Genomic DNA, 19,835 nt, shown 5'->3' on the forward strand with positions numbered 1-19,835 from the left:
CGACTACTGGTGCCGCTCCGTGCCTTCGAGTGCGGGGGAGAAAATGCTGATGAGGATCAGGTCGCTATCAGGATCGGCAATAAGCGTATGAGCTTCGTGGTTATCCAGAACATAGACGGTTCCAGCCTCAATTCGATGGTTCACGAGATCAGCCTTGTTCTCATCGCTCGCGACATTCTCTGCACTAACTAGACCTCTGCCGGATATACAGTAGCAAGCCTCTACGTGGTTTCGATACTGCAACTTTGAGCTCGTTCCGGCACGAACAACCGTGTGACACATGCCGAACCCGACATCGTCCCGCGTCGTCAGAAGCCTGTGGCTCGTTCCGCTTCCCCATTCAATGCACAAGCCGGCTTTTTCGGTCTCTTTTAGGGTTCTAGTGAACATCTTGATATTCCTGTTTCAAGTTTTTCAGATGATGCTGGCCAATACCGGAATAGGCTTCGCGGGCTCGAACATCGGCGTGAGCGCACATGACCTGCAAGTCTCGCCACAAGTTCTGGGCCCGATCCTCGTTGTCGATGATCGACATTCCACCCAGCGTCTGGAGCCGCCCGGCCGTATGCCGGCAGGTCTCGGCAATCCATGCTGATCTAGCCCGTAGAACTCGGCGCGGCATTGCCAACTTGTTTGCACGGGCCTGATGGCGGTCTGACAGCATGAAATCAAGGGTCTTGCCATGTTTGTCTACGGCGCGATAGAGATAAACCCATGCGCCCTTCACTTTGATATACGTTCTTTAATTTAGCAGCATGAGCCTGAGGAGCGTCAATGCATACCATCGGCAACCCCCGATCCGCCAGCTCAGTATACAGTGACAACGGAGCGAATGGCTCCAAGGTGTTCGGTGCCGAAAGCTTCTGCCCAAATCGCGCCATAGAGGTTGAGCGAATAGCCGTTTGATATACCCGCGAGCACCATGAACGGCACGATGACCCATGATGCCGATCCGATCGCGAGGATCAGACAGCCAACAACTACAGGGGACAGGTAGTTGGGCAGTAGAGCTACAGCCGAAAAACGGTCAACCATCCATCCCGCAGGGAGTGGAAAGAATGTGGGGATCAAGCCGCTCGGAGTAGACCTTCGCCAAGCCTTCCATCCAAAACTGCGGCCCTTACCGTTGCCACCCGATGCGCGCCTTGCGGGGACCAACGCATCCGGCGCTTCTTGCCCATCCGGGCGTTCGCGACATCATTGACCAGTCCTTCTGCTCGTGATGTCGAGATTGCCTTCTCGTTACGACGCCGACGACCATAATCGACGAGTGCAGCACGATTGTATTCCAGGTAGGTGCGCAGCTCCATTGCTCGTGCAACCGCTGAAAAGGCCGCTTCATTCGTTCGGCCAATTGTTTCGCGGCGCACGCGTATACCAAATCTGAGCAGGGTTTCAATCGCATCAAGTGCCCGATCCGCTTGCCCGTGCCATATGCGCCATCGAAGGCTTTGTGCCAATGGCTCAAGTCCTGGAACCTCGACCCCTTCCAGTAAAGAAAGCAGAGTTTGAAATGTTGTTTCCACATGCCTGATGCGGATCGAAATATGCCACCAGTCCAGGACGTGACTGACATCCGCACCTGTGGCGTCCCTCACCAATCGGGGCAATGCGGGGTCACCATCAGACAGAACCGTTACGGTTGTGCCATCACGCCATCCGGCCGCTTCCAGATTTCGTCGCAGATATTCGCGCGCATTGTTCGAACCAATCACGCTCAATCCAAATCGGCGTTTTTCGCATCCTTTGCTCTCGATGGAACCAACAATGACTTCAAAGTTCCGGCGCTGGTATTCCGGTCTCGACCTCACATATGCGCTATCCAGAAACACTGTAATATCAGGCGGCTTTGGGCGTCGGTCGGTCTCGGAAGCCGCTGTACTTTCGTCGTCTGCAAGGTCGTCAGCGAGGGTCGCGAGTCGATTGCGGATCGTAACATGGTTCTGCTTGCCGCATGGTGTCAATTCATTCAGAAGCCGTGCAGCTTCTCGAAAGCTATGACGCGCTCCCAATTCCGCCTGCAATCGCCGAAGCTCTGGTGTGGCATTACCCGGCAAGAGACGTGTCAGAGGAGAATGCGCGACTTTCAACGTTGGAAATCCCGGGAGTCCACACATGCATATCCGAACACGCGGCGCTTCGACGATGACCCGACCGAAAAGCGTGTCAATGCGGCGGCGGCGGCGGTCATGAACCGGTAGATAGGTGCCACAAAAACGGCAGACACGCGCGATTTCGCCGATCTCTTCAACCTGATCCTGCAGCAGCGCGCGCTGGATCTCATTAAGTATTGATTTCGCCTCGACCAGACACAGTCCAAGGTCTTCCTCGGACGCATCAACCGACCGGCGTTCCAGGGTGCAAATCTCGTGTGATCGCTTCTCGCCCCAACCAAACTCAGTCTCTAAACTGATCTTGAATTTCATCACTATGCCTCCTGCAAAAACAACGAGACATTAGATCAGAATCTGCAGGTATCCCCACATTCTTTCCACTCCCGTTGCCGAGCATGTTATGGCAATGATGATGGCCCTTACCAAGAAGATCATTCCGGGTGACCGGGCCGTGCGCGATGGCAATTGGGGCTACCGCAACATGGTCCAGACGAGCGAGCTTTCCGGCAAGACACTGCTATTGCTGGGGATGGGTCGGATCGGGCGCGAGGTGGCGCAGAGGTGCGCGGCCTTTGGGACGACCGTACAGGTCTTTGATCCATTTGTTGATGCAGACACAATTCGTGATGCGGGCTATCAGCCGGTCGAGGACTGGCGGGCGGCGTTGGACTCGGTGGATTTTCTTAGCCTCCACTTGCCTTTGACACCTGAATCCTTGGGTCTGATCGGAGCCGAAGAGCTTGCCGCGATGAAGCCCACGGCGATTGTGATGAACGCCGCGCGTGGTGGGTTGATCGACGAAGACGCGCTTTGCGATGCACTCCAAGGACGAATGGCAGCGGGTGGTGCAGGGTTGGATTGCCTCGCATCAGAACCACCCAATACCGATCATACGCTTTTTTCTCTGCCAAATGTGGTTTTCAGCCCGCACTCTGCTGCGCTTAGCGCGGAATCGACACGCTCAATGGGCGTTGTGTCTGCTCAGAATGTTCTTGCGGGCTTGAAAGGGCAACTAAATCCGACATTGATTTTCAACCGCTGCCAATTGGATGAGACCGGGCATGGAGTATGAGATTCCAAAGGAGGGTTATCTTCCATTCCTCTCTGAACCGATCACTATTCATTGGGGCAACCACGCAATTCTGATGTTCGTTCTCTGGTTCATACTTGTGCCGGCAATGATTCTTTTGCTGCGTTTCGGCAAAGTGCGACCCACGACCTACGGTATGAAGGGGGGGATACCGAAATTTTCCCGGCCAGAGTTTCCCTGGACGATGCACAAGATCGTGCTGTACACGATGATCATTTTGGCGATCGGGGGAGTTTGTTTTGCGATGCTGCTTTCCGGAGGTTTTTCCGGCACAATGCATTCGTATTTCGGTTTGGCCACTCTGATACTTGGGCTCTTGCAAGGGGTTTCGGCTTGGTTCAGGGGTACTCATGGGGGACAAAGGGGCTCGGAGGCTGATCAGGAAGATCGCTCCTCATGGGGCGGTGACCATTTTGACATGACACCCCGACGGTGGTGGTTTGAAGCCTATCACAAAACGGCGGGATATTTTGTACTGTTCTGCGCGGGCGGAGCTGTTGCAACAGGGCTTGCCCAATACTGGATGCCGGGCATTGCAATCGCGTTTGTTGTGGTGGTTCTGTTCGGGTTGATTTGCGCCATTGTTCTGCAGGGCAGTGGACGCAATCACGATACCTACACATCCGTATACGGCTACCACCCGGAACACCCATTTAACAAACGTCGCTTTCAATCCATGATTCGTTCCAGGCGGGACGAACCATAAATTCGGGAATTCAGGGTAGCGCGTACCGCCGTTTCATGTTTCCCAGCAGGTTTCATGACCGCCCGCATATCTCGACGCGCCAATATGGCCGGCTTGTGAGGGATTGGGTTGCCGCGATTGGGCTGGAACGCAGCGGATATGGCACCCATTCGCGGCGCCGGACCAAAGCAGCAGAAATCTACTGCAAAATCGGAAACCTCAGAGCGGTTCAACTTCTGCTCGGACACACAAAGGTAGACAGCATTGTCAGATACCTTGGCGTCGAACTTGAAGATGCGCTGAGCATCGCCGAGCAAATCGACATTTGAACTATGTTGGCGGGCGGCACTTGCCGTTCGCCAATCCTGAGCGGACCTACATTTGCACTGCAGCGGTGGGTCGGATCGAGCCTAACCTGTCAGTTTGGTTTTTTCGCTGCGCGTACTCACAGCATGAAATTTGCTGCATCTGTGCAAATTTGAACGCTGCGTGGCAGTGGGAAAATCATCATCGACTTTCAGTTGATGATGAGCGTCATGAGCCGGTAACCAATTTACACGTATAACAAATGAAGTACCTCATATGCGATATATGCAGTAAAACAAAAATTTAATAATATTTCTTTAGTTAATATGGTATCGCATCAATCTGTGTTTGCGGGAAGCAGAGGAGAATTACGGGCTAGAGGATTGAGCAGGGAAGGCATCGGGCACAACACTCACAAAACGCCTCGAAACGGGAGGCAACACACCATTTAACCAAAGGGAGAAAATCATGATTGGTAGAAGTTTAGTGGGTCGATTTGTTCGATCAAGCGCCTCCTTGGCAGTCTGCGGGCTGCTGGCGCTTCAGGGAACGGAGGCCATGGCCTGGTCGCTAGAAGAGGCCGCCGCGCCATATGAGGGAACTACGATTCGGACTGTGGGCGAAGCGCTTCCACCGCTGGAGGCTATGGCCAAGCTGAAAAGTGAATTCGAGAGCCGGACCGGCATCACCGTCGAGATCGAGATGTATGAGCATTCCGAGGCGGTCAACAAGGTCATGCTGGACCTGAACTCGCGCCGCGGACGCTACGATTTCATTCTGCAGCCGCACCGCGAACTAGGCCGTTTTGTCGCCAATGGCCATCTCGAGCCGGTCGAAAGATTCATGAATGACCCAAGCCTGCGCGATCCTTCTTTTATGCCAGAGGAACAGCTTTATCAGGGCTTGTGGCATGAAATCTCTTGGTATGAAGGTCAGGTCTATGGGTTCCCGTTCACTGCACTTAACATGTACATGTGGTACCGAGATGATCTGCTCAATGATCCGAATGAGAGAGCCGGGTTCAAAGAAAAATACGGCTATGAGCTGAAGCCGGCGACCACCTGGCAGGAATACACCGATATCGCCGAGTGGTTTCATCGACCGGATGAAGGCTTTTACGGTACGGCCCTGCAAGGCAAGCGCCACGAAGCGCTGTGGTACGAATGGCTGAACTTCCTCTACAGCTTCGGTGGCGACATGCTGGAAACGAATTCCGGAAGTGAGTGCGGCCCGGTTGTCGTCAACAGCCCTGAAGCGATTGCATCACTTGAATACTACAAGAGCCTGTTGGCCTATTCGCCCGCGGATTCCCTCAACTACACCTGGGATGAGGTCATGGCGTTGATGCAGCAGGGCAAGGTGTATCAGATGATCATGTGGAATGACGCGACTTATGCCGTCGCCGAAGATCACGAGGCCAGCACCGTTGCAGGAAAGATGGGGTTTGACATTGTTCCGCCACAAGCGAATGGAGAGCCTGTGGGCCAGGTTGAAGGTTGGACCTACCTTATCCCGGCGGGTTCGAAGAACCAGGAAGCCGCCTATCTGTTCATCCAGTGGATGATGGAGGAAACCCAGCAGCTCAATCAGCATCTGAACGGTGGCGCAACGGCCCGACCAGACGTCTACGCACACCCTGATGTGCAGGCCATCAGCTACTCTCAGGCGTCGATGGACACCAACGCGGCAGCGCGGCCAAAGCCGACGATCCCGGAATCGCCGCAGATCACCGATATTCTGGTGCGTGAGCTGAGCAGTTACCTGTCTGACGCGAAGAATGCCAAAGAGGCCCTGGATGATGCGGCAGTGGAAATGTCCGAGCTTCTCGGGGACTGCGCACCGCTCAAGTATCCGGTGGAATAGTGTGTTCATAGAACTGCGAACTGTTGAAACCTAGTAGAGGCTGGAACCGAAATGCGAACAAACAGGATAATTGAGAGGGTGCTGGATCACGGAGTAGCACCTCTGTTGCTGGTTCCCTCCGTTATCCTGCTCTTCGTCATTCTTCTGGGACCGTTCCTCTACATGGTCTGGACCGGCTTTACGGATCTCCACTATGCGCTGCCAAACCGGGATGGCGCATTTGTAGGGTTCGCAAATTTCCGGAGACTGATGCAGGACGACCCCATTTTCTGGCATAGTTTCTGGTTGACCATGAAGTTTGTCTTTGGGGTCGTCTTGGTCGAATTCATGTTTGGTCTGGGCTTGGCGTTGCTGCTTTTCCACTACATCAAGCAGCATCGCTTCATCCTGACTCTGCTGCTCGTCCCCATGATGCTGGCACCGATTGCAGTCGGACTGATCTGGAAGCTTTTGCTTTCGGGCGATTTCGGGATGTTCACTTACTATTTGCGGTACTTCGGCCTTGCCGATCAGCAAACGTCCATTCTGGGCAATCCGTCACTGGTCATGCCGGCAATCATGCTGATCGATGTCTGGCAATGGACACCGTTTGTAACCTTGGTCATCCTTGCTGGTCTGCTCAGCTTGCCAAAGGAACCATTTGAAGCCGCCATAATGGATGGTGCACGGCCTTTGCAGATTTTCAGAGATGTCACGCTTCCTCTTCTGCGCCCAATCATCGCGCTTGTCCTTTTACTACGCGGAATTGATGCGTTCAAAGAGTTCGATAAGGTATTCATCCTGACCGGCGGAGGTCCCGGCATCTCTACGGAAATGCTGTCGATTTACACCTATCGAATCAACTTCAGGGACTGGGATCTTGGCTATGGGGCGGTGTGTGCCTTCATGGTGTATCTCGTCGTCCTGATCATGTGCTCGGTTTTCTACAAGGCCGTGTACTGGAATGAAGGCCGCTCGAAAACGGTCGGAAAGGCAGCATCATGATAAGCCGAGGCTGGAAAATGGCGATGGTGGCAACGCTGATCGCTATTCTGATCTTGTTCCTGACGCCCTATCTCTGGATTGTCATGACATCCTTCAAAACACGTCTTGATATATTGTCAGACGCACCCCTTTGGTTCTTCACACCGACCTCGGAGAACTACCCAACGATTTTCATCGACAAGAATTACCTGCCACTGGTCTGGAACTCCATGATTGTGGCTTCGTTCAGCACAATATTGTCGCTGGCGTTTGGCACACCGGCCGCCTACGTGTTTGCCCGGTATGATTTTCCCGGAAAAGAAGACCTGTTCTTCTTCTTTCTGACCACACGCATGGCCCCCCCGATTTCCATCGTCGTGCCGATGTTCCTGTTGTTTTCGGTGCTGGGGCTAACGGACAAGCCGATTGCCGTCATTCTTGCGCATACGACCTTCAATGTCTCTTTAGTGGTCTGGATGATGCGCGGTTTTTTCGCCGATATTCCCAGAGAGATCGACGAAGCTGCGATGATGGATGGCCACACGCGTGGTGGTACATTCCTGAGGGTCTTGCTCCCCCTGGCGGCGCCCGGACTCGCGGCAACCGCAGTTCTGTGCTTCATCCTCAGCTGGAATGAATTCCTCTATGCGTTCATTCTGGTCGCCTTTGAAGGGCGGACACTGACGGTTGGCATCCCCGGTCTGGTTACGCCACATGGTACGCTTTGGGGGCAGGTAGCCGCAGTTGCAGTCGTTGCAACTCTGCCGATCATCTTCTTCACATTCCTGGTGCAAAAACACCTCGTTCGAGGCCTCACCTTCGGCGCAGTAAAAGGATAAGACTATGGCTGTTTCCTATAACCAGATCAGCAAGGTTTTCGGTGATGGCACCGTTGCGCTGGACAATCTCAATTTGGAATTCGAGAAGGGTGAGTTCATCGTTCTGCTGGGCCCATCGGGCAGCGGTAAAACAACGGCATGCCGAATCCTCGCCGGTCTCGAAGAAGCAACGGGCGGTTCCGTGACCGTAGACGACCTTGAGGTTACGAGTTTGCCGCCGCGAGAACGAAACATGGGAATGGTGTTTCAGAACTATGCTCTTTATGGGCACAAAACAGTTTACGAAAACATTGCTTACCCGCTTCGCATACGAAAAATCGACAACGGCAACATCGACAGTCGCGTCCGTGCGATTGCGAAAGTTCTGCAAATTGAAAGCTATCTGGACAGACGGCCAAGCCAGCTTTCAGGCGGGCAGGCACAGCGCGTTGCAGTTGCCCGTGCACTCGTCTGGAATCCGGAAATTTGCCTGATGGATGAACCGCTGAGCAATCTGGATGCGCTGCTTCGACTAGAAACCAGAACAGAGTTGAAACGCCTGCATGGCGATCTGGGCCAGACCTTTGTCTTCGTGACCCACGACCAAGAAGAGGCAATGACTCTTGGCACCCGAATAGCGGTTCTGAACGGTGGGAAGCTGGCACAGTTCGACACGCCGCGACGCGTATACCATGAACCGGCGACACGGTTCGTCGCGGAATTTATCGGGCGACCTGCGATGAACGTTCTGGACGGCGAAGTTGCGGGTGGCGTGTTCAGGTCGGGAACGTTCGAATTACCGGTCACGGGACAACCGAACGGGCCGGTAGCCCTTGGCGTCCGACCTGAACAGATATTGCTTCAGGAAGCACCTACAGATCAAACTGTCAGCTTTGATCTAGACGTTTTGGAACTGGTCGAACCCGACGCTTTGATGTTCGTCAAGAAAGACAACACCTCTCTGGTTGTACGCGTCATGCATGACACTACCGGTCTTGATCGCAGCTCCCAAATTCATCTGGAGTTTCCGGAACATACTCGCCATTTCTTCGAAATCAGTGACGGGCGGCGTAGGTCATGAGCTCTATAGTCCATATTGTCCCGATCGTTGTCGCTGCTTTTTTCTGGTGTTTGCTCAACGCACTCAACCGTCGTAAGGGCTGGTTTCGGATCGGTGAGATCATCTTCTGGGATGTCATCATCCTGATTCTTGTCTTCCTGATCTGGCTGATCTGGTTTTAGCTGAACTTTGATGAAATGACCGTTCTTCTGTTACGCAAACTCGAAGCGGATATGAAACACAATCAAGAAATATCTCCCTGAACTGGCGGTTGGTGGTTTTACCGCCGCCGTTTTTTCTGATGTTCTATTGCCAACCGTCACGCAGTGACCGCCTTTGGAATTGCTTGATCAGGGAGAGTTTTCCAGCAGAGTGTCAATAAACTCGGAAAACAGTTCGCCCTGAGATCGGATTCGCAGTTTGGAATAGATATTTCGACGATGTATGCGCACGGTGCCGGGTGAGATTTCCAAAATTCGTCCAACGGCAGCAGCGGAATGACCTTTAAGCGTGAATTCGGCCACTTCCTTTTCCCGGGGCGTGAGCAGTCCAAGGCCGAATTGCTGAAATGCAAGTTCCAGGCTTCCCTCGCCACTATCAGCCTTCTTATCTGCACCCGGAGCGCCAAACTTTTGCGCCAGATCAGACCAATGCTGTTCACACGCGGCCAGAACGATGGGAGCGTATCTGTTCAGGTCACGACATTCTTTGACGGTGAATGCCTTTTGGGCACGCATCAGTGACACAACCACAACTGCAGCGTCGGGCAAGTTCACAAAAAATGCGATCTCCTCCGCGAGGTCGGTCTGCACGTAGTAGTTGCGAAAATATTCACCCTGATAAAACCGGTCCGGAGCCAGGTCACGCAGGCGGTAAAGTCCCGACTCGTTGGGATTGGTCGTGGCAAGGAAAAAGGGATCCAGAAGGTATGGCCCTTCCTGGTAGTCTTCGACAAAGATCTTTCTCTTTTTGCGTGGGAAATCATCGTAGAGATCAAGCGGCCGTGCCGATCCGTGATAACCGAATACTACGGTGTAGTCGAAAGGGACGATCTCCTGAAGCGCAGCTGACAAACTGGCTCCGAACGCAGTTTTTCCGATATCACCGATCAACTGCCCTGTGGGATCAAAGTCAAATTTCATAGACGGTGCTCCACTTCATCGTGCCACGTATTGCATTGTGCATACCCATTTTGAGATATATACATCAATGCGCTATTTTTATACAATTTTTTAATTATCAGCGGTATCTCATGGTTGAGCTTAATGCCAGCTCCGGTTGCTGATGAGGGAAGGCAGTAAGATCATACAAGTGAGGAGAGCGCCGCCCCGATTGTTGATTGAAAGTTTGTCAATGACCCAAATTGCGGCGGTGGCCGTTCCTCTGAGGGTTGGAAGGATGCTGGAAACGTGAACGGAATTGCAACGCAAACTATGTCAAAATCTCCCGCGGACATGGTCTCGCTGAACGGTCGAATTGCCCTGGTAACTGGTGCGGGCTCAGGGATTGGGCGGGCCGGGGCGCTCGCAATGGCGCGGTGTGGCGCACATGTTGTCGTGTCAGATCGTGATGGAGATTTGGCCGCGGCTGTTCAGAACGAGATCGTGGCCAAAGGCTTCCATGGCTCGTCACGCCAGCTGGATGTCGGCGAGGACGCGGCGTTGGAAGCAGCGGTTCTTGAAACGGCGGAAGAACATGGCCGCCTTGATATTCTTCATTCCCATGCAGGAATTCAAGTCGAAGGGTCGCTCGAAGAGGTTGCCCCGGAGGGGATGGATGCGAGCTGGGCAATAAATGTACGGGCCCATTTCATTGCTGCCCGAGCCGCAATTCAACCTATGAAACGACAGGGCGGCGGCAGCATTATTATCACAGCATCCAATTCTGGCATCCAATATGATCGAGGCATGATTGCTTATGCGACGACAAAGCACGCGGTTGTTGCGATGACGCGACAGATGGCGGCTGACTATGCCAATCTCAACATCCGTTTCAACTCTCTTTGCCCGGGCTTTGTGGACACACCGTTCAATGCCGGCTTCGAGGTTCAGATGGGAGGGCGAGGTGCGTTGGAACAGTATGTTAAGGACAACATTCCAATGGGTCGGTGGGCGACATGTAGTGAAATCTCAGATGCTATTGTATTTCTTGCCTCCGATATGTCTTCGTTCATGACGGGTCATGCGCTGGTCGTAGATGGCGGGGAATGCATCTAGTTCTGAAATCAAACGCGTAACAGTAGCGCAATTCGCCAGAATACATCGGCCGCGCTGCTCAATCGGAGCGGCATTGCAACAAGGAGATAAGCCATGGCCAACACCTCTGACACCAATCGCTGGCGGCGCTTTTCCGATTGGGACGATAGAATGCTCCGCCTTGATCTCTTCGCAGAAGAAGAGCCCGAGGCTGGGTTTTCGGTTTTCAAAAGCCCTTATGATCCCACGCCTGCCGTTACGATCAAAGGCGGACGTGTTGTCAGTCTGGATGGCAAGTCTGAAAAGGACTTCGACATTCTGGACGAATTTATCGCACGCCATCATTTGGATCCGGACCTGGTTGAAGAGGCCATGGCCATTGATGATGGTGAAATTGCTAGGATGCTGGTGGATATCAATGTTCCCAGAGAAAAGCTGGAGCGGCTGGCGCGCGGCATGACACCGGCAAAACTTGCCAACGTTGTCGCGCATCTTTCGTCGCTTGAGGTCGCGTTTGCATATTCAAAAATGCGACAGCGTAAGACCCCAGGCAATCAGGCGCATGTCACTAATGCCAAGGACGATCCGCTGCAATTGGCCGCGGACGCGGCAACTGCTGCGGAATTGGGTTTTGACGAACTCGAGACAACGATGCGCGTTTCTTCGAATTCTTGGGCCAACGCGCTTGCTTGTACGGTCGGAGCCGCCGTCGGTCGCGGAGACGCCCTGTTTCAGTGCTCTATTGAAGAGGCGGAAGAATTGCAGATCGGAATGGCCGGCCTGGCAACCTATGCAGAGACCATTTCTGTATACGGAACAGAAAATGCTTTTATTGATGGTGACGACACGCCTTGGTCCAAAGCGTTCCTCACGGCGGCTTACGCGTCGCGCGGAATTAAGGCGCGATGCACGTCGGGGGCGGGTGCCGAGCTTCTTATGGGGTTTCACGAAAAGAAGTCTGTACTCTATCTCGAAGCCCGGTGCCTTTGCGTGCAGCGCGCAATGGGCATTCAGGGCACGCAAAATGGCGGCGTGGATGGCGCGGCTTTGACCGCATCGATGCCGGGCGGGGTCAGAGAACTTATGGCCGAGAACCTGATCGCTGTTTGGCTTGGTTTGGAATGTGCATCTGGCAACGATGCCCGCACCAGTGAATCTGAAATACGTGTTGGCGCCAAGATCACGCCACTTCTGCTGGCAGGTTCCGACCTGATCACCAGTGGGCAGGGATCGATCAATAAATACGACAACACATTTAATGCCTCTTTATTCAACGGTGAAGAGATCGAGGAATACCTGACGCTGCAACGAGACTTCGAAGTCGATGGCGGATTGACACCACTTGACGAAGAGCGCGCACTTGGAGTGCGAATTCGCGCTGTAGAGGCTTTGACTGCGGTGTTCGAAGAGCTCGGTCTGGCCGATGTTACAACATCAATGATTCAATCTGTGGTCTTTGCCTCGGGCTCAGATGACACGGAAAGTTTCACTGCCGGTGAGGTCACTCCGATTAGCGAAGCCATCAAGAGCCGGAAAATCACTGCCGTGGACGTTGTTCGCGCCCTGGCCAAACGTGGCTTCCGCGAGGAGGCCGAGAACCTCCTTTTCATGCTGAAGCAGCGCGTGACCGGCGACTACCTGCAAACCTCTGCGATCTTCCGCGGTGGCAAGATCATCAGCGCACTGAATGACCCCAACGATTATAGCGGCCCGGCAAGCGGCTATCGTATGGACGAAAAACGCTGGGCAGATGTAAAATCCGTCCGGGGAACCCTGACGAAGGAAAGCGTTCTTGCAACGGAAGCTCTGGGAAAGGAGAAATTCCCGGATTGGCTTTTTGACGCGGGAACCGCGGAGCCCGGTGAGGACCGACATGAGGTTGTCATTGGCGTCAGTCCGGCTTTCGGGACAGAGATGCACAGAACGTCTGCGGGCCATGGCCTGCCCGATGTTGTCAACGCTATTGTATCGGGCATTGAAGACGCTGGCGGCAATGCAAGGCTGGTGCGGATCATGCATACGGCCGATACATCTTTTGTTGGTTTATCGGCGGCTAAGCTGTCTGGTTCAGGGATTGGCATTGGCATTCAATCGAAAGGCACCGCCGTCCTGCACCGTTCCGATCGCTTGCCGCATTTGAACCTTGAGTTGTTTTCGAACGCGCCGTTGGTTCTGCTCGATCATTACAAGCTACTTGGCAGGAATGCGGCCCGCCACACCTTCGGAGAGGCACCGGAGCCGGTTGTTGTCCCCTTCCGGGGCGAGGCACTCTCGGCCCGTTTCCATGCGCGTGTTGCTATCCTCTTCGCATTGGAAACTGAGATGACCGACCCCAAGGCAAAACCCATTCAACTCACGTTATCGCCCAAAGGAGCGTAGTGCCATGTCGGTTAAAGACCTTTACCCACTTGCCGAGAACGCGCCTGATCGGGTCAAAACACCAACCGGCAAACTTCTGTCAGACATCACGCTGGATGCAGTTCTGGCTGGGGAGGTGACAGCGGCTGACCTCGCAATCACTCCTGAAGCTCTGCATTTGCAGGCAGAAATAGCACTTGCCGGGGGCCGCCGCACCCTTGCCGAGAATTTTCACCGTGCGGCCGAACTCGTTGCGATCCCTCAAGACGTTATCATGGAAACCTATGAAATGCTGCGTCCGGGACGGGCCGATTTGGAAATGCTTCACGCGCAGGCCGATGTTCTCCGGTCCATCTATAAGGCAGAGCTTTTGGCGAAGTTCATTGAAGAAGCCGCAACGGTTTATGAACGTCGTGGAATTTTCGAAAAAAGATACTGATTTGAGTACGTGTCGATAGCGGTTCGGCTATGAGACGACCCAGCGAATTCAGAGACCGGCTTGGCTAACTTGGCAATATAGCTAATCCGTGCATTGCGGTACGCGCAATTTTAGCGAATTTCAAAAAGTGCTTCGGCGGCATTGTGCTGCATGCGCACGCAGCGCGCCGCTCCGCGGCACTGCCGAAAAACTAACGAATGGAGGCCGCTCATTGGCGTTCGGGCCACTTTGGTTTCGCCAGCCACTGTCGTCTGTTCTGCCCTTATGGATCATGCTCTACAGCTGCTCATAACTTGGAAAGCCCCTGTTTAAGCTGCTCCGTGAAGCCCGAAGTTTCCATATAATTCCGCAGGCGCTGGTTATATCCTCCGGGTGTGTTCAGTGCCCGGATCAGGTGCTGGCAATCCGGAGTGGCTTGCAGGCTAGAGCCGACCAGAGCACGTAAAAACGCTTCGCCCTGCGCAGCATCTTTAACATTTTCTCCCAGCCATTCTCCGGCTTTCTGCACCATGACGGTTGCCGGTGAAAGCACAGCCTGAGCGGCGAGATAGGCGGCAAGTTCACTTTGATCCGCTAGTTGGAAGATAGAATTGCGAGCCCCAAAAAGCGCATTGGCGATTGCAGCATCGCCCAGTATCAAGATCGGAGATCCGCCTGTGGCGATTCCAGGAAAAGGGATCATATTTGCGACAGCAGTCGCCGGCGCAACCATTTCTCGCAAATCTGAGAGCGTCGGGCCGGACATGAGTGATATGATCTTTTGGTCTGGCCTGAATGTCAGGGAAGAGAGAACGGGCCTTGCTTGTTCAGCCACCAGACCCAGGAACACGATGTCACTCGCATCAAGGACCTCTTGATTGTCAGCAACAGTCACATTTTCATAATTTCCAGCGAGCCGGGAGGAGTGCGCCTCTCCGCGGTGTGAAACGGTGATTTGGTGGCCGTCCTCAGCAATCCCATCGACAACGGCGGCGGCTATGGTACCTGTTCCAACAATTCCGATTCTCATGGTAGAACTCACTCTCCTCCAGTTTGTTGCATTGACAAAATTCTAAAAGTCTACGCTCAAAGCATTTGTTATCTCCCGGCATCAAATCTGCAGCGGTGCGTGAAAAAGCCTCGGATAAGCGCCCTAATTGCAGTTTTTCGAAAAATTACGACAGGTATGTTCAAAAATTTCCAAGTGGGATTCCTCATCCGCATAGGACATCACCATGCGCACTCCATTGCCTTGCCCGTCACAAACCCAGGGACGCAGGGACAATCCTACCTTTACTAGCGCTGCCTCTAGCGCAAGCGGCAACTGAACAAAGACTTCGTTGATATGCACCGGATGGACAACTTCGACCCCTGGGCAGGCGTGCAAGGCAGCGAGGATACGTGTGGCATTGCCATTGGCGCGGGCCGCATTTGTCCGCCACAGATCATCCTCCAAATGGGCAAGGAGCTGGGCGGACATGTAGCGCATCTTCGACGAAAGGTGCCCTGCTCGTTTATGCATGAAGCGCAGCGCCGCGCCGATGGCCGGATCAAATGTGATCACGGCTTCAGCGTTCATCGTGCCATTTTTGGTGGTGCCGTAGGTCAGCAGATCAACACCCGCCTTCCAAGTCATTTCCGCAGGGGAACAGCCCAGGTGGACGAGCGCATTGGAAAACCGCGCCCCATCCAGATGGGTCTTCATGCCCGTACCGTGAGCGATGGCATTCAGTTCAGCTAATTCCTCCAACCCATAGGTGACACCGCATTCGGTGGCCTGGGTCAGACAAAGCGCGCTGGCCTGCATATGATGGGCGTTGCCAATGCCATGATCGGAAAGCGCCTGACGCAAGGCCTGTGGCGTGATCTTATTGTGCGCCCCGCTCAGTAAAGTCATGCGCCCACCACCAGAATAAAACTCCGGCGCGCCACATTCGGTGGTGACCACATGAGCCAGGCGGTGGCAAAAGATAGTGCCATAGGGTGGCGTGATCGCGCCCAGAGCCAAACCGTTGCCTGCTGTACCCGTGGGCACGGGAAAGACAAAGGCTTCACGCTCGAAGAACTCGGAAAATGCCGGGTTCAAACGCTCGGTCCACTGATCCGCGCCATAAGCTGTCTCAACGCCAGTGTTGCAGGCGATCAAAGCCTGCATCACCTCGTCACAAACCGGTGCACCATTGTCCGAGTTAAACTGGTAGCTTGGCATCTCAGACAAATCCTCCGCCAAATTCCGCCGCCGCATCTTGTAGGACATCCCACAGGTAATGGCCGGAAGCAAAATCGCTCAGCATATAAAGCCCGAACTCGCCGTTGCGATCCTGGCGCAGCAGGATGGCACCGAGCCGCGCAACTACGGTTTGCGCCACGTCCCCTTCCGCAAAGACGTCAGGCCGCAGATCCACACCACAAATCTTGGCCATCATCGACGGTACATCTGCGCCGGTGATCCACAGCCAACTATGGCTGTCTTCCCGAGGCAGCGGAAAGCCGATGCCCTGAGTGCCAGTGGACCGCGCCGTATCCCAGGCCTTCGTCAGATTTGCGCAGAAGGTGGAACGACCCTCTGGATCAGGCAGTGCCAGGTATTCCTGCCCGCCTAGCCAGGCGATGACTGTGCCATCGTCTTGAAAGGCGGCTTGGTTGGGGGCGTCTGGCACGGTGTCAACTTGAGATGCCAGCCAGTCGCGGGTGCCTCGGCCTTTGAAGCCGGTGCGCGGCAAGGCGGAAAGGTCGGTAATCTTCACACCGCCGCTGACTGTCGGGCGAGTGTCGCGCAAACGATGAGCAAAGGGGCTTTGTGCGATTGGATTGTCCATGATCACATCTCCTGCCGCTTGTTGTCGGGGTCGTAGAAATGGGGGGAGCAAACGGTTGCCTGATGCAGGCTTCCGTCACTGGCACGCAAGGTGATCTTCGCACCGGTCTCGCTGTCAGAGCGGGCCGCATAGGCCAGACCAATGACCTTGCCCACCGAAGGCGACTGACAGATCGACGTCACAAAGCCCGCGATCTCACCATTTTTGATCACCAGATTGCTTTCTTCCAATCCAGCCGTAGGCATCTCATCCAGGGAGAAGCCGACCAATTTACGATCCCTAAGCGTCTTGTTGCGCAATTCCAGACTGCGTTTGCCGACGAAGAATGGTTTCTTATTGGCCACCGCCCAGATCATGTCCAGCTCTTCCGGCGTGGTCATACCGTCGGTGTCCTGGCCAACAATCACATGGCCCTTTTCCAGTCGCATGACGCGCTGTGCTTCCAGCCCGAAGGGGCGAATGCCAAACTCGGCACCCGCTTCAGCAATAGCATCCCAAAGCGCCCCGCCATAACGCGCGGGCACATGGATTTCGTAGCCCAACTCACCAATGAAACCGACCCGGAAAGCCCGAGCGGGAATGCCTGCCACATGCCCCTCGCGATAAGCGAGATACGGGAAATCCTCAGCGCCAGTGGCGATATCATCTGTCAGCTTGTTAAGCACCGTACGGGCATTTGGTCCGGCAAGGTTCACGCCGGCATAGGCTGCGGTCACATTGGCAATATCCACGTCCAACCGCCATTGGGCGTTCCACCACAGCATATTACGGTAGATATTGTCGACGCCGGTGGTGGTTGCGGTGATGTAGAAGTAATCCTCGGCAATGCGGCAAGCCACACCGTCGTCAATCACTGTACCCGCCTCATTGGTCATCAGCAGGTAACGTGTTTTGCCGATGGGCAGTTTGGCATAGGCAAATGTGTACATCCGATTGAGGAATTCTGCCGCATCAGGACCGCGCACATCCAACCCACCAAGCGTTGAAACATCGATCATACCGACGTTGGTGCGCGCATTACTGACTTCGAGCGCAATGGTCTTCTTAGCATTGCCCCGCCCATAATAAGCCGGACGTTGCCAATTCCCTGCCAGCAACCATTCTGCTCCGGCTGACTCATGCCGGGAATGCATCGGCGTGCGGCGCATCGGCGTGAACTTACGTCCCGCCAGCGTGGCAATCTTTTCCGTTGTAAAAGGTGGTCGCGCGGTGGTGACCCCCACTTCCGCAACAGTGCGGTCGGAGTGTTTGGCGACCAGGCGTGCGGTCGGCAGCGCCGCGTGCCGACCTTGGCTAGGCCCCATGCCAACGGTGGAGAAGCGTTTAACCAATTCCAGTTCGCGGTAGCCCTCGGCAACCGCATTCTTGATGTCCTTGATTTGCAGATCTTCGTCGAAATCCACAAAATCCTTGCCTTTAGGATGTGGGAAAATCGGCCAGGGGTAATTGGGCGAAGTGGCGCATTTGTCTGGCGCTTCCGGGGCATCAGCCTCCGACAGCCGGGCCGCAGCCCGCGCACCCATGGCCGTGCCATGAGCTACACAGCGCTCCAGCGCGTATCGGCCATCCATTGATCCAGCGAGACCAACGTCGGCGTTGTGCCCAGTGATCGAGAACATGGCCGTTTTATCGTCATACCCAACTTTGCCGCCAGCTTGCACAGCGAGCTGATAGGTTGGTGTGTAGCCCACCGACATGCAGACCAGATCGCACGGTAGCATCCGCTGCTTACCAGTCGCTGCACCCGCGTCGTCCAATTCGGCAATGGAGACGCCCCGCACATGCTTGTGGCCTGGCCCGGGCAAGGCCTCATAGATGCAGCAGCCATCGTGGATGGTAAGCCCCACTGTCTGAACCTGTGCCCGCAATGGCCCTTCCGCCTCCTTGCGCAGTTCGCAGACAGTGACGGAAACACCTGCATCCACCAAGTCAAGAGCCACACCATAGGCGTCATCGTTGCCCGCCAGAACAACTGCCGTCTGCCCCGGTGTGACACCGTAAGATTTTATCAAACGCTGCGCAGCGGAACCCTGCATAATCCCAGGCAGATCGTTGTTGCGGAATTGCGCGGGTTGTTCGATCAGTCCTGTGGCAAGCACCAACTGACGCGCCCGGATTTTGTGCAATCGGTTACCTTGGATCACCGCCAGCCAATTGTCGGCAAACCAGCCATTACAGACGGCGTCAGTCCAAGTCTCGATGTTTTCCATCGCCTCGACATGATCGATCAGGTCTTGCAAATTCATGCCGCGTGCATAGGTCGCCGCGCCGCCCAGCTGTGGATTTTCATCAACCAGCAGAACAGACCCACCCAACTTGGCCGCCTCTAGCGCCGCAGCCAGACCAGAAGGACCGGCACCCACCACAACCACATCATACCAGCCATAAGCTTTGTCGTGATAACCGTCTTCGGGCGCATTGATATCCAAAGTGCCCAGACCCGCCTTGGCACGGATCAGCGGTTCCCAGATTTTCTCCCAGATGCCTTTAGGCTTATAAAAAGTGCGATAATAGAACCCCACAGGCATGAAACGCCCCATACGGTTCATGAAGAAGTCGCGATCTTTCTCCAAGGAACCGTTGACGTTTTGAGCCTTGATCTCTAGCCCTTCAGAAATCGGGTGACGGTCGGCAAAAACGCTGACCTCATTGCCGATCTGCACCAATGTATTGGCGTCCTGACCGGCCATGGTCAGCACCCCGCGCGGGCGATGGTATTTGAAGCTGCGCGACAGAACCCATTGCCCATTGGCCGCCAGGGCCGAGGCAATGGTGTCGCCCTGAACACCGGAGTAGCGTTTTCCCTCAAAGAAAAAAGTGATCGGTTTCGTGCTGTCGATCAGCGCGCCGGTTCGAGTGATTTGAGTCATGATCGGAGTTCCTCGGATGGGCGAAGGTCCTCGGATGGATAGGTTCGAAGGATTTCGTCTGTCACGGTGTTACGTTCGGCAATGAACCAGTAGTTAGTCGGCGTATGGCACCACCATTCGCGCACTACGCCAGCGGCGTTATTGGCGAGCCAGACGTACTCGGCCCAATCCTTGTCGGAAGTCTTGTCCGGGTCGGGATGGTTGTGGAATTCGCCGTAACAAATGAATTCGGAAATGTTGCGGGGTCCGTTCAACGGACAGTGCATGATTTTCAAT

The 19,835-nt window shown here is 54.6% G+C and carries 20 protein-coding genes and 1 pseudogene; 11 read left to right on the forward strand and 10 right to left on the reverse strand.

Annotated elements, in window-relative coordinates; translation table 11 throughout:
* Positions 1-3: 3 nt before the first annotated feature.
* From GOX66_RS19205 to GOX66_RS19220, 4 genes and pseudogenes are all read right to left on the reverse strand, one after another.
* Positions 4-390, reverse strand: coding sequence for an ectoine synthase (locus GOX66_RS19205; RefSeq protein ID WP_170428352.1), 387 nt, complete (start codon positions 388-390; stop codon positions 4-6).
* Positions 380-739 (reverse strand): annotated as a pseudogene (locus GOX66_RS26345) (DDE-type integrase/transposase/recombinase); the annotation flags it as partial. The pseudogene GOX66_RS26345 and the gene GOX66_RS19205, both read right to left, overlap by 11 nt.
* 68 nt (positions 740-807) lie before the next feature.
* On the reverse strand, positions 808-1,035 hold the full coding sequence (locus GOX66_RS19215) for a hypothetical protein (RefSeq protein ID WP_170764655.1): 228 nt from the start codon (positions 1,033-1,035) through the stop codon (positions 808-810).
* Positions 1,036-1,067: 32 nt separating this feature from the next.
* Positions 1,068-2,426, reverse strand: a complete 1,359-nt coding sequence (locus GOX66_RS19220; protein WP_170764657.1) for an ISKra4 family transposase — start codon at positions 2,424-2,426, stop codon at positions 1,068-1,070.
* Positions 2,427-2,514: 88 nt separating this feature from the next.
* On the opposite strand from GOX66_RS19220, the gene GOX66_RS19225 reads away from it, so the two are divergent.
* From GOX66_RS19225 to GOX66_RS19260, 8 genes are all read left to right on the forward strand, one after another.
* The gene (locus tag GOX66_RS19225; RefSeq protein WP_170764659.1) at positions 2,515-3,186 is read left to right on the forward strand and encodes an NAD(P)-dependent oxidoreductase; all 672 of its coding nucleotides are present in this window, start codon (positions 2,515-2,517) and stop codon (positions 3,184-3,186) included.
* A complete protein-coding gene (locus tag GOX66_RS19230) occupies positions 3,176-3,910 on the forward strand; it encodes a cytochrome b561 domain-containing protein (RefSeq protein WP_170764661.1) in 735 nt (244 codons plus the stop codon). Before GOX66_RS19225 ends, GOX66_RS19230 begins: the two co-directional genes overlap by 11 nt.
* A complete protein-coding gene (locus GOX66_RS19235) occupies positions 3,907-4,218 on the forward strand; it encodes a tyrosine-type recombinase/integrase (protein WP_336509505.1) in 312 nt (103 codons plus the stop codon). Before GOX66_RS19230 ends, GOX66_RS19235 begins: the two co-directional genes overlap by 4 nt.
* 535 nt (positions 4,219-4,753) lie before the next feature.
* Positions 4,754-6,058: an ABC transporter substrate-binding protein gene (locus GOX66_RS19240; RefSeq protein ID WP_170432436.1), complete on the forward strand. Its 1,305-nt coding sequence runs from the start codon at positions 4,754-4,756 to the stop codon at positions 6,056-6,058.
* A 78-nt stretch (positions 6,059-6,136) separates the two neighbouring features.
* Positions 6,137-7,042 (forward strand): ABC transporter permease subunit, encoded by a 906-nt coding sequence (locus GOX66_RS19245; RefSeq protein ID WP_170432433.1) that lies wholly within the window; start codon positions 6,137-6,139, stop codon positions 7,040-7,042.
* On the forward strand, positions 7,039-7,860 hold the full coding sequence (locus tag GOX66_RS19250; RefSeq protein ID WP_170764662.1) for a carbohydrate ABC transporter permease: 822 nt from the start codon (positions 7,039-7,041) through the stop codon (positions 7,858-7,860). Before GOX66_RS19245 ends, GOX66_RS19250 begins: the two co-directional genes overlap by 4 nt.
* Before the next feature lie 4 nt (positions 7,861-7,864).
* Positions 7,865-8,920: an ABC transporter ATP-binding protein gene (locus tag GOX66_RS19255; RefSeq protein ID WP_170432429.1), complete on the forward strand. Its 1,056-nt coding sequence runs from the start codon at positions 7,865-7,867 to the stop codon at positions 8,918-8,920.
* Positions 8,917-9,081, forward strand: a complete 165-nt coding sequence (locus GOX66_RS19260) for a hypothetical protein (protein ID WP_170432428.1) — start codon at positions 8,917-8,919, stop codon at positions 9,079-9,081. Before GOX66_RS19255 ends, GOX66_RS19260 begins: the two co-directional genes overlap by 4 nt.
* A 168-nt stretch (positions 9,082-9,249) precedes the next feature.
* On the opposite strand, the gene GOX66_RS19265 is transcribed toward GOX66_RS19260, so the two are convergent.
* Positions 9,250-10,041, reverse strand: coding sequence for a helix-turn-helix transcriptional regulator (locus GOX66_RS19265; RefSeq protein ID WP_170432426.1), 792 nt, complete (start codon positions 10,039-10,041; stop codon positions 9,250-9,252).
* A gap of 291 nt (positions 10,042-10,332) precedes the next feature.
* Here GOX66_RS19265 and GOX66_RS19270 point away from each other — a divergent pair, with 291 nt between their 5' ends.
* The 3 genes from GOX66_RS19270 to GOX66_RS19280 all read left to right on the forward strand — a co-directional run bounded on the left by GOX66_RS19270 (position 10,333) and on the right by GOX66_RS19280 (position 13,891).
* A complete protein-coding gene (locus GOX66_RS19270) occupies positions 10,333-11,115 on the forward strand; it encodes an SDR family NAD(P)-dependent oxidoreductase (RefSeq protein WP_237212684.1) in 783 nt (260 codons plus the stop codon).
* Positions 11,116-11,208: 93 nt separating this feature from the next.
* Positions 11,209-13,473 carry a propanediol/glycerol family dehydratase large subunit gene (locus GOX66_RS19275; RefSeq protein WP_170432423.1) on the forward strand — a complete coding sequence of 755 codons (2,265 nt, stop codon included), beginning with the start codon at positions 11,209-11,211 and terminating at the stop codon, positions 13,471-13,473.
* A 4-nt stretch (positions 13,474-13,477) separates the two neighbouring features.
* A complete protein-coding gene (locus GOX66_RS19280) occupies positions 13,478-13,891 on the forward strand; it encodes a diol dehydratase small subunit (protein ID WP_170432421.1) in 414 nt (137 codons plus the stop codon).
* A 286-nt stretch (positions 13,892-14,177) separates the two neighbouring features.
* Here the strand turns inward: GOX66_RS19280 and GOX66_RS19285 are convergent, their stop codons facing one another.
* The 5 genes from GOX66_RS19285 to GOX66_RS19305 all read right to left on the reverse strand — a co-directional run bounded on the left by GOX66_RS19285 (position 14,178) and on the right by GOX66_RS19305 (position 19,825).
* Complete coding sequence (locus GOX66_RS19285; protein WP_170432419.1) at positions 14,178-14,900, reverse strand: NAD(P)-binding domain-containing protein; 723 nt, start codon at positions 14,898-14,900, stop codon at positions 14,178-14,180.
* Between the two features lie 123 nt (positions 14,901-15,023).
* Positions 15,024-16,079: a threonine aldolase family protein gene (locus tag GOX66_RS19290; protein WP_170764663.1), complete on the reverse strand. Its 1,056-nt coding sequence runs from the start codon at positions 16,077-16,079 to the stop codon at positions 15,024-15,026.
* A 1-nt stretch (position 16,080) separates the two neighbouring features.
* Entirely contained in the window at positions 16,081-16,689 is a 609-nt protein-coding gene (locus tag GOX66_RS19295) for an aminomethyltransferase family protein (protein WP_170432415.1), read from the reverse strand.
* 2 nt (positions 16,690-16,691) lie between these two features.
* Positions 16,692-19,559: an FAD-dependent oxidoreductase gene (locus GOX66_RS19300; protein WP_170432414.1), complete on the reverse strand. Its 2,868-nt coding sequence runs from the start codon at positions 19,557-19,559 to the stop codon at positions 16,692-16,694.
* Positions 19,556-19,825, reverse strand: a complete 270-nt coding sequence (locus GOX66_RS19305; protein ID WP_237212687.1) for a sarcosine oxidase subunit delta — start codon at positions 19,823-19,825, stop codon at positions 19,556-19,558. The genes GOX66_RS19300 and GOX66_RS19305 overlap by 4 nt, the downstream gene beginning before the upstream one ends.
* Positions 19,826-19,835: the final 10 nt, after the last annotated feature.

Source organism: Ruegeria lacuscaerulensis, from assembly GCF_013031245.1.
Taxonomy (GTDB): domain Bacteria; phylum Pseudomonadota; class Alphaproteobacteria; order Rhodobacterales; family Rhodobacteraceae; genus Ruegeria; species Ruegeria lacuscaerulensis_C.